This is a genomic window from Streptomyces sp. NRRL S-495, assembly GCF_000966955.1.
GTDB lineage: Bacteria > Actinomycetota > Actinomycetes > Streptomycetales > Streptomycetaceae > Kitasatospora > Kitasatospora purpeofusca.
Map to the genome: position 1 here is coordinate 1 of NZ_JZWY01001222.1, position 2,057 is coordinate 2,057.

Here is a 2,057-nt window from a genome sequence, read left to right on the forward strand (position 1 = left end):
CGATGTTCGACTTCAGCGACCCGAGCCGCACCGGCCGGTCGGCCGGCCGGTCCTGGCCGTAGGTGGCCAGCAGTGCGTCGGCCTCGATCGGGTCGCCCAGCCTGGTCCCGGTGCCGTGCGCCTCCACCGCGTCGACCTCGGCGGCGGTCAGTCCGGCGTCGGCGAGGGCCGCCCGGACGACCCGCTGCTGGGAGGGCCCGTTGGGGGCGGTGAGGCCGTTGCTGGCGCCGTCCTGGTTGACGGCGGAGCCGCGGACGAGGGCGAGCACCGGGTGGCCGTTGCGCCGGGCGTCCGAGAGGCGTTCCAGGACGAGCAGTCCGGCGCCCTCGGCCCAGGAGGTGCCGTCGGCGGCGGCGGCGAACGGCTTGCAGCGGCCGTCCTCGGCGAGCACCCGCTGCCGGCTGAACTCCACGAACGCGCCCGGTGTCGACATCACGGTCACGCCGCCCGCGAGTGCCAGCGAGCATTCGCCGGCCCGCAGCGACCGGGCCGCGAGGTGGACCGCGACCAGCGACGAGGAGCACGCCGTGTCGACGGTCACCGCGGGCCCTTCGAGGCCGAGGCTGTAGGAGATCCGCCCGGACGCCACGCTGCCCGCGCTGCCGATGCCGAGGTAGCCCTCGAACTCCTCGGAGGGTTCGGAGACGCGCGATCCGTAGTCGTGGTGGCTGCATCCGACGAAGACGCCGCTCGCGCTGCCCTTGAGCGACAGCGGGTCGATGCCGGCCCGCTCGAACGCCTCCCAGGAGAGTTCGAGCAGCAGCCGCTGCTGGGGGTCCATCGCCGCAGCAGCCGCTGCTGCGGGTCCACGCTGCTGCGAGCGCCTCGCGCGGGGAGATCCCGAAGAAGGCCGGGTCGAAGCGGTCGGCGTCGTGGAGGAAGCCGCCCTCCCGCGCGTAGGTGCTGCCGACCCGGTCCGGGTCGGGGTCGTAGAGGCCGTCCAGGTCCCAGCCCCGTCCGGTGGGGAATCCGGTGATCGCGTCCCGTCCGCCCGCGACGAGCTCCCACAGCTCCTCGGGGGTGGTGACGCCGCCGGGGTAGCGGCAGCTCATGGCGACCACGGCGATCGCCTCGTCCTCGGGGACCGCGGCGGCCGCGGTCGCCCTCCCGGGTGCGTCGGCCGTCTGCGCGGCGGGCGCGCCCGGCAGTTCGACGCGCAGGTGTCCTCGGCAGTTCGACGCGCAGGTGTCCGGCCAGCGCCGTGGCCGTGGGGTAGTCGAAGGCCAGGGTCACCGACAGGCGCAGGCCGGTGGCCGCCGCGAGCCGGTTGCGCAGTTCGACGGCGGTCAGCGAGTCGAAGCCGATCTCCTTGAACGCCTGGTCGGGTCCCACCGCCTCGGGCCCGGGGTGGCCGAGCACGGCGGCGACCTCGGAGCGGACCAGGTCCAGCAGGGCCCGGTCCCGTTCCGCCGGGGGCAGCGCGGCCAGCCGCAGGGCCGGCGGCTCGGCGCCGTCGGCCGTGCTCCGGGAGGCGCCCGCGGCGGCGAGTGCGTCCCGCACCTCGGGCAGGTCCCCGAGGGCGGCACTGGGCCGGAGCGCGGTGAACGCCCGGGTGAAGCGGTCCCAGGCGAAGTCGGCGACGAGGACGGCCGTGTCCTCGTGGTCGAGGGCCCGGCGCAGCGCGATCGTGGCCGTGGCGGGATCCATGGCGGGCAGGCCGTCCCGGATCAGCCGTTCGGCGACGGCTCCGGAGGCGAGGCTGTCGCCGCCCCACAGGCCCCAGGCCACCGAGGTGCCGGGCAGACCGAGGTCGCGGCGCTGCCGGGCCAGGGCGTCGAGGTAGGCGTTGGCGGCGGCGTAGCTGCCCTGACCGGTGCCGCCGAGCGTGCCGGCGAGCGAGGAGAACAGTACGAAGGCGGTCAGGTCGAGTCCGCGGGTGAGCGCGTCGAGGTTGCGTGCGCCGTCGAGCTTGGGCCGCAGGACGCCGGCCGCGCGTTCGGGGGTGATCGAGTCGATCACCCCGTCGTCGAGGACACCGGCGGTGTGCAGGACCGCTCGCAGCGGGCGCTCGGCCGGGATGCCGGCGAGCAGTTCCGCCAGCGCGTCCCGGTCGGCGA

Annotated in this window: 1 pseudogene; it reads right to left on the minus strand. The window is 75.9% G+C overall.

The window, feature by feature from the left end:
• Nucleotides 1-2,057, minus strand: a pseudogene (locus VR45_RS40745) (type I polyketide synthase); the annotation flags it as partial.